This window comes from Secundilactobacillus similis DSM 23365 = JCM 2765 (assembly GCF_001311075.1).
GTDB classification, from domain to species: Bacteria; Bacillota; Bacilli; order Lactobacillales; family Lactobacillaceae; genus Secundilactobacillus; species Secundilactobacillus similis.
This window is the reverse complement of record NZ_BBAD01000117.1, coordinates 1-7,640: the sequence shown is the minus strand read 5'-3', so window position 1 is coordinate 7,640 and position 7,640 is coordinate 1. Positions and strand designations below refer to the sequence as shown.

The 7,640-nt window shown below is 38.3% G+C and carries 7 protein-coding genes, 1 tRNA gene and 3 pseudogenes; 7 read left to right on the top strand and 4 right to left on the bottom strand.

The window, feature by feature from the left end; translation table 11 throughout:
* The first annotated feature begins 1,438 nt into the window (after positions 1-1,438).
* Positions 1,439-2,299, top strand: coding sequence for a ParA family protein (locus JCM2765_RS15525; protein ID WP_054737473.1), 861 nt, complete (start codon positions 1,439-1,441; stop codon positions 2,297-2,299).
* A 1-nt stretch (position 2,300) separates the two neighbouring features.
* Complete coding sequence (locus tag JCM2765_RS15520) at positions 2,301-2,600, top strand: hypothetical protein (protein ID WP_016526703.1); 300 nt, start codon at positions 2,301-2,303, stop codon at positions 2,598-2,600.
* A gap of 42 nt (positions 2,601-2,642) precedes the next feature.
* Here JCM2765_RS15520 and JCM2765_RS15515 read toward each other — a convergent pair.
* Positions 2,643-3,020, bottom strand: a pseudogene (locus JCM2765_RS15515) (IS30 family transposase); the annotation flags it as partial.
* Between the two features lie 31 nt (positions 3,021-3,051).
* On the opposite strand from JCM2765_RS15515, the gene JCM2765_RS19215 reads away from it, so the two are divergent.
* The 3 genes from JCM2765_RS19215 (at position 3,052) to JCM2765_RS17305 (ending at position 3,895) form a co-directional block, all read left to right on the top strand.
* Positions 3,052-3,333, top strand: a complete 282-nt coding sequence (locus JCM2765_RS19215) for a M48 family metalloprotease (RefSeq protein ID WP_156301828.1) — start codon at positions 3,052-3,054, stop codon at positions 3,331-3,333.
* Between the two features lie 57 nt (positions 3,334-3,390).
* Positions 3,391-3,768, top strand: coding sequence for a large-conductance mechanosensitive channel protein MscL (gene mscL, locus JCM2765_RS15505; protein WP_054737471.1), 378 nt, complete (start codon positions 3,391-3,393; stop codon positions 3,766-3,768).
* A 38-nt stretch (positions 3,769-3,806) separates the two neighbouring features.
* Positions 3,807-3,895, top strand: a tRNA-OTHER gene (locus JCM2765_RS17305).
* A 303-nt stretch (positions 3,896-4,198) separates the two neighbouring features.
* Here JCM2765_RS17305 and tnpC read toward each other — a convergent pair.
* Positions 4,199-5,353 carry an IS66 family transposase gene (gene tnpC, locus JCM2765_RS15500; protein ID WP_054737470.1) on the bottom strand — a complete coding sequence of 385 codons (1,155 nt, stop codon included), beginning with the start codon at positions 5,351-5,353 and terminating at the stop codon, positions 4,199-4,201.
* Positions 5,354-5,375: 22 nt separating this feature from the next.
* Here tnpC and JCM2765_RS15495 point away from each other — a divergent pair.
* Both JCM2765_RS15495 and JCM2765_RS15490 read left to right on the top strand, forming a co-directional pair.
* Positions 5,376-5,825: pseudogene (locus JCM2765_RS15495) on the top strand (replication initiation protein); the annotation flags it as partial.
* Positions 5,826-6,101: 276 nt separating this feature from the next.
* Entirely contained in the window at positions 6,102-6,665 is a 564-nt protein-coding gene (locus JCM2765_RS15490; protein WP_054737469.1) for a DUF536 domain-containing protein, read from the top strand.
* 411 nt (positions 6,666-7,076) lie between these two features.
* On the opposite strand, the gene JCM2765_RS15480 is transcribed toward JCM2765_RS15490, so the two are convergent.
* Both JCM2765_RS15480 and JCM2765_RS18425 read right to left on the bottom strand, forming a co-directional pair.
* A complete protein-coding gene (locus tag JCM2765_RS15480) occupies positions 7,077-7,424 on the bottom strand; it encodes a DUF3139 domain-containing protein (protein WP_054737467.1) in 348 nt (115 codons plus the stop codon).
* Between the two features lie 20 nt (positions 7,425-7,444).
* A pseudogene (locus JCM2765_RS18425) lies at positions 7,445-7,640 on the bottom strand (hypothetical protein); the annotation flags it as partial.

Below are 7,640 nucleotides of genomic sequence, written 5' to 3'. Positions count from 1 at the left end.
ATTCACATAAGGCGGCTTATCCCAAGTAACCCACATTCACCGCGGTACTTCCACATTCCGTTATTTTTTGATTGTGAACTTGTCCAAAAAGGAAGTGGTATAGGTCTCAGATTGGCTTTAATTGGGGAAAGAAATTTTGTGAAATTTACTGGTATTACTCCTAGACCATTCCCTTAAATTCAACTGTCTCATTCTTTGTATTAACCAAAAACTTACCGACATTCCCTGATACTTCACTGATACTTTAAATGAATACTTGTAATTTACCCGAGTGTATCGAATACTACTAATTCTTCCCTGATACCCTTGACTACGCAAAACTCTCTTCACTTGGTTCCTTTGTCGCTCAGTAATTCTTGCAGAACTCCGATAGATTGTCTTCTTAACGATCACATCTGGATTCAATGGAACAATGTAATCCTTACATTCCAACAATTCCACCAACTTTCTTTTTTTCTTTGGAATTTGACTTGACGGGTTATGGTTTTCCATTCAGTTTAGAGGGAGTGACGTTTTGAGCGCAGAATTGTTCCCTGGAATCAGCTATTTGGAATAACTGAACCAGAGTGCAATTCTACTACTAAAAGTTTCCCCTTAGTTCGTCGGTCGTTAACGCCCGTCGCTTGTCTGTACAATTGCGGTATTGCTACCACCACTCATTATAAACCTACGTTTTCGGTTTAACCTATTAAAAAACGCCCTAATAGGCGTTGGCAATACGTATTTATTTTTGTTCGATTGCCAACCAATCAGTGGCACCAAGCCGAAGCTTCGTTTTACCACCCGCGCCGTTAATGGTCGCGCTCACCATTCACCACCCAGCCGTACAGATGACCTTGTTGTGGTATAGCCAGACTTATTGAAGTCGCACTGGCAAACGTGTCCCCTTGGATTTAGACCCCAGCTTGTCCCCTAGGGCTTTAAAAATCGCACCGGCCATGATATAATAGTCATTAAATGATTTGACTTTTGTGTGGCGCTCACCGATGCCCGTCGGTGGGTGTTTTTTTTATGCAGTTTTTTAGGTATTACTTCTTTTGAACTACTGACAGTATCCCCCATGATTCACAGTTAGTACAGCAAACGGTGGAAATAATGTTAAAAACACATCATATAATAGGACTGCCAATACCAATGATTATAGCCCTTTCATAGGATATCTGTCAACAATTATATTTAATTTCCCTTTTTCCCTTTATATATTTTTCCCTAAATAGAATTATCCCTAAATATAATTATCCCTATATCCCTTTTTCTATTTAGGCATATTTTTAATTCCCATTCTAACAGTGTTCTCAGTCGATAAGTATCCCTTTTTCCCTTTATCCCAATTTCTATATATCCCTAATTCTATATATCTAAATAACTATTTAGGGAAATATCCCTTTTGCTATTAAATTGTGATATACTAATTAAAAATCAATTGGAGGTCGTTGTTATGGATATTCCAGACGTAGTAAAGGCTATACAGTCTCGTGATGAGGCATTAACCATTGTGATTGGTAATCAAAAGGGTGGCGTGGGAAAAACAACTAACACGTATCTCATCGCTTATACCTTAGCTAAAATGGGAATACATACGTTGGTTGCAGACTTAGACCCACAAGCCAACGCCACTAAAACACTAATGTTAACGAAAAGTCAGCAGGAAGATGCCGTGTACTCAATTAAAAAAACTCTGATGGTAGGCGTACAGGAGAAAGATCTAACAGACTTACCAGTTAAGATAATGGATAACCTTGACCTAATTCCTTCATATATTGATTTCCAAGATTTCACGAAATATTTATATCAGAATACGAATAATGAGTACGAAGAAACACATCTGTTGGAACCCTTGTTTAATCCATTGAAGAAGAAATATGATGTAATTCTGTTGGATGTGCCACCATTTAGTATTGAGATTACCCGTAATGCTGTTATCTTCTCAGACTTTGCACTTATCAGCTTGCAAACACACGATGATAGTCTATCCGGTGCAGAAGAGTATGTGAATACCCTTTCTAAACTTCAGCAAGAGTATCAGCTAGATATAGAGGTAATTGGTATCTTGCCAATGCTTCACGATGCCCGTAACGGTGTCGATCAGACAATCATACAATCTGCTAAGGATGAGTTTGGAGAAGAAAATGTATTCACAAATATTGTTACTCAAATGGCCCGGATTAAACGATTCCCAATTAATGGAATTACCGATAAGGACCGCTTCGATAAGCGAGTGTTAGACAAGTACCAGCAAGTTACCGATGAGTTATTAAGCCGGATTGGCTTATTTATAGATGATAAGGAGGCCAAGTAAGATGCCAAGTAAAAAGCCTAATATTCTTCAACGAAGGGTTACCGGAGCGGTAAAGCCATCAGAAGAGTACCATGCAACAGATAATGCTACGAAAAAAGAGAATAAATCTTCCTCTATGCCAAAAAATCAGAAAAAATCCCTTAAGGTATCCGCAGAGACTTACAAGGATATGAAAGTCCTGAAGACAATTGAACATGTTAGCTTCGACTACGAGATTATCCAGCTTCTTATTGACCAGTATTACAAGGATATGACCGAGGAACAACAGCGCAGGTATACCGTATTGCGGGAGAATATGTAAGCAGTGCTACATTAAAATAAAAGAAAGAGGTAGATTGCAAATTTAATCCGAATTTTTTGACAAATTGGTCAGCATGAACTGATAAGGTGTTTGCCAGTCAAGTATTTTAAGTGGTCTCTGATTAATTTCGAGTAAGGTGGTTTTCAAGCCTTAAGCACTAATGTGCTCAAAATAAGTCTCCTTAGGATAAAAATAGCGTAAGTTCCGATTAAATCGTTCATTACTGCCGCGCTCAGCTGGCGTATAAGTATGGCAGTAATAGGTCTTAATACCGTATTGTGCTTCAAGTGATACTAGCCCACTAAACTCAGTGCCACGGTCCACCGTAAAACTATGCACCGGGCCATTAAAAGTTGCTAGAAACTTATTTAGGGCTTCATTAACAGTTACTGCTGTCCGGTTTTTTAATCGGTAGGCCCAATCTTCTGCCGCTGATTGTAAAAATCGTAAAATTGTCATTAATGGTAATTGGCACAATAAAAAAGAGCTACCGTTTATAATAGCTCATGAAATTTCACATATTTTAAATAAGGATATGGGAATTCTGTATTTCACTAGCGATAGTTCAAAATCTCAGATTGAAAGCAATGCTAATGCTGGTGCAATAAATATATTAGTAGATTATTGCGACAAACTAGGACTTGCACGTGACAACGTAGTCAAGTTTATGGATGTCTTTGGAATTCCTGCCAATTTGGAATACATGGTTGTGGAGCAACTTAAAAACAAGTGATTTAAAATTTTGTCCAAACACTGATGACGTTAAAAGCTGAAAAATTAGGAGGATTTTATGTTAAAAGAATTCAAAGAATTTATAGCCCGTGGTAATGTAATGGACTTAGCTGTCGGTGTTATTATTGGTGCTGCATTTACGGCCATTGTTAAGTCACTTGTTGACAATATCATCAATCCGTTAATTGGTATTTTTTTAGGACAAATTGACTTTTCAAGCCTCGTATTTAAGGTTGGCAATGCCACATTTAAATATGGATCATTTATCAATTCCATTATTAACTTTCTAATTATTGCCTTTGTGGTATTTTTGCTGGTCAAAGCGATTAATAAAATGATGCCAGCTAAAGATAACTCTTCGGAAGAAACACCTACTCCCACAAAAGAAGAAAAGTATCTTTCCGAAATTGTTGAAATTTTAAAAAAAACACGTTAAAACGAATCCACTACCTACAAAGATAGTGGATTCACCATGCGAGTGTAGTTCAACGGTAGAACAATGAATTATCTACTGCCCAACAGTAAAACCCCAATAGATGCAGGTTCGACCCCTGCCACTCGCGTTCAAATTAGAACAAAGGCAACAAATAGCTGACACGCAATTATTGTCGGCTATTTGTTGCCTTTGTTCGTAAGCACACTATAACCGAACGTATTGAAACAAAAAACGGACTTCCTCATAATTGAGTTAGTCCGTTTTTGTGTTTTATGCGGTTGCTAATTTCTGATCAGATTTATAATTCCACGGTAAACAAGCCTCCAGTTGTGCTTCTTTTGCGAAAGTCGGCAACTGTGACATCGTTTTTAGTAGATATTCGATATAATCACGGGGGTTGATCCGTTGGCTTTGGCACTCTGAATCAGAGTCATCCAGATGGCGTTGGCTTCGGCACCCTTCGGTTAGTGGAGAACAGCCAGTTCTTCCGCCCGATAACGTAGCTTTTCACGTTACGTTCCGATGCATTATTGGTGAAGTCTAATTCGCCAAAGTTTAATACCTGATTTAAAGCCTTTTGTTGGCCAATCGCGTACGTGATGGCCTTGTTTAACCGACTATTGGCATAGGTCTGAGTTGATTTACACCAAGTCCAGAAGGTGTCAATTAATGGTTTCAACTTTTCTTGGCGTAACGTAAGACGCTCTTCGCTAGTCAATGATTGCCATTCACGTTCCAGATTAAACATTTTTGTAAGCAGCGTTAATCCTTGAGAAGCTTTAAAATGTTTTGGATCAGCGTTAGCTTCGTCAAAAAACTTACGTCGAACGTGTGCCCAACAGCCACCTCGAGTGATTGAATCGCCCACTTTATTGTACCCTTGGTACCCATCGCATTGAAGGACACCGGTAAAGTTACGATATAGTTCCTCAGCGACCGCGCCAGACCGACTCGGTGAATAATGGTAGAACACCACTTGGTGTTCTGCTTGCCGAATCGTGCGAGCTAACCAGATATATGACTTGCTGGTGGCAGCTTTACCGGGCTCTGGTAACACCTGATAAGGCGTTTCATCACCTTGTAAAAATGATTGAGCCACCAGGCGTTCATGCAGTAGTTGATAGGCTGGTTTTAAAGTTTCAGCACCCTTAATCAGCCAGTTACCCATACACTGATCACTAATACCAATTCCCTGATGCTGCCAATAATTTTTTTGACGATACAAAGGTACGCCTAATTCATACTTGAAGTAGGCAATTTCGGTCACTATTGATGGTGACGCTAAGCTATGCGCAATTAATGATTTGGGCGCATTACCGTGATAAAAATGGCTGTCACCATCCAGCAGTTCGCAGTCCATACATTTATAGGTGGCTTCATAAACGTCTTCCACGTAATGTTGAGCTGGAATGCTAATCAGTTGATGGTGTTTAAATTGCTTACCAATGCGAACTAATTGATGTCCGTGCTCACAGTGCTGGTCAGGCGTATCAATAACGACTTCTTTGTGGGGCAGATTGGCAACATTGACTTCAGCTCGTTTTCGTCTCGGACGTCTTTCAACAGTGCCGACTGTCGTCGACACTTCGCTTTGTTCACCAGTCTGCTCTGGTTCCAATTTCTTTGAATTACTAGATATTCCACAAAGCTATTGGAGCAAGCCGACAAATGTTGAATCCAGGGTTATTCGCCCGATCAAAGAAGAACTAACCCCTTTGTTTAGAGGCCTAACTATACGAAAAAAATATGGTAAAGGGCGCGGAAAACCAGTGATTGGTTATACTTTTGCTTGGAAGCCCGAAAAGAAAGACGCCAATGACTTCTCACAAGGTCAATTACAAGACGAACGTCAAAAACTTTTCAATATTCAGCATAATGGTGAATTAACAGAGCAGGAAAAATGGCGCGCCATTGACAAGGTTAAGGGGTTAACTTTAGGCTCTACTGAGAAACAAGCATTGGCTGATAAACAGGCCGAGCACGATAAAAAAATAAGAGATCAAGCAAGACAAGAAGCACTTGCTGAACTCCTAAAGGGGTTTGGAAATCATGCCTAAAACTATTAGAGAACTTGCTGATGAGTTTGGTGTATCAAAACAAGCCATTAGGGAAAAAACTAGATGCAAACTTTAGTTGTTGTTAATTCGGGATATTTACTGTTAAAGCAACATTCATTGGTGGCAACAACCAGAACCAAATCAATTATAGTTTAGCTTGAATATTGATACCTAAAGAAAACCAATCGACAACCAAGTTTAAGTTTTGCTTGTCGATTGGTTTTCTTGTCGTTTTTAACTTATAATTTAAGACGGATTAATTAGGCGGTGAAACTATTGGGCAAGACTATTCGGCAACTTTCAGAAGAATTTAAATTGTCAAAACAAGCTATTAATCAACGTATTAATAGCATTAATGGCTTTCGAAGCAAACACACTTACAAAGTTAAAAACCATCTAGAAATAGACAACCAAGGCGTTAAAATGCTTGCTAATTTTGACAAGCAAAAACGACAAGAACGACAACCAAATCGGCAAGCTGAAAACGACAAGGACAAAAATATTGATCAGATCTTGCTGAAACAACTTGATGTTAAAGATCAACAAATTGCAAATTTACAACAAGCCTTAGATCAGCAGCAAAAATTACAGATAGCAACGGTTGCAGAAAACCATCGATTAAAAGAGCATGTTCAGAAATTGAGTGGTTTGCTTGAACCTTCTAGTGCAACTCAACAACAATCAAACGACAAGGACGATACCTTGTCGAATAGTGATAATTCCAGGCACATCAAGGATAAAAACGACAAGCAAAATGAAAATAAAGTTACTGAATCCGATAAGGAACAAGAAAGATTATACAAAAGTAAAGCCAATAAAAGTTGGTGGCATTTTTGGTAGTCTTTCTATTCCTTTCATCAAGCAATCAGTGATCGAACCCAGAAATAGTTGACAAAGAGCCCATTTCCTTATCGCCTTGGACAGTTGTACAAAGTAAAAATTTTTTCTTCATACTATTTGGTCGCCAGTGGTAATTTAAAGATGATAAAAGTCGATACAGCGTAAATAATTAAAATCGGAATCAGTAACATTCCATAGGTGATGGGCCACGTCAAAACGGTCATTAAGGCAGTGCCAACGGTATTTAAAATTACTAACGTTTTCCTGGTTAATTTAAATGAATGCCACATTAACAACCACCAGTAGACTAATGAAATAAGTAGTACAAAGCTCCCCAATTCAGTTAATGACAATTTTTATTTATCTCCTATACATTGTTTTTGTAATATATTAAAGCTTGCAAAAATTAAATTAACGATCATACTCCAAGGGTGGATAAGGAGCTAGAGTATCTTTAACACCTTCCCGATGATCATAGATACTTAGGGAAACCTTTTTATCCTGCCAAGACATATTATAAATATATTGATAGGTATGGTGTTGGTGGCGAATTGAAACATCTTCCTCCCATTGCCCCATATTGACCCAATTAAAAACGATGTTCTGACTTTTAATGCTATTTGTTGGAATCTTTTGGGCAACCATGTACGTTCGAACGGCTCCAGTAAAATAAGTGCGATGTTGCCAATAAATGGCTAGCCAAACTATTAAAAAGAATCCTAATAATAAAGCTATTACGTACCCAATTTTTTTTAGCATAACTAATCCACACCTCTTTTTCATTTTGTTGTTAGTTTATAAATATAACTTGGCTTGTAAGTCCCTGAAAAAACATTTGTCATTGAGAATGGGAACACCCACATAAGACCGCCTTTCATTCCTTTATGACTTGTCCCCCACCAATAAGCTAAGTAAACATATTTAGAACAGTAACTAGGATTCTTGTGGTACAAGCTAGTAGTTGTCAAATAATTT

Coding starts and splice junctions, on each gene's coding strand:
- JCM2765_RS15525 (WP_054737473.1), top strand. CDS start 1,439: ATGGATATTCCAGACGTAGTAAAGGCTATACAGTCTCGTGATGAGGCA.
- JCM2765_RS15520 (WP_016526703.1), top strand. CDS start 2,301: ATGCCAAGTAAAAAGCCTAATATTCTTCAACGAAGGGTTACCGGAGCG.
- mscL (WP_054737471.1), top strand. CDS start 3,391: ATGTTAAAAGAATTCAAAGAATTTATAGCCCGTGGTAATGTAATGGAC.
- JCM2765_RS15480 (WP_054737467.1), bottom strand. CDS start 7,424: ATGCTAAAAAAAATTGGGTACGTAATAGCTTTATTATTAGGATTCTTT.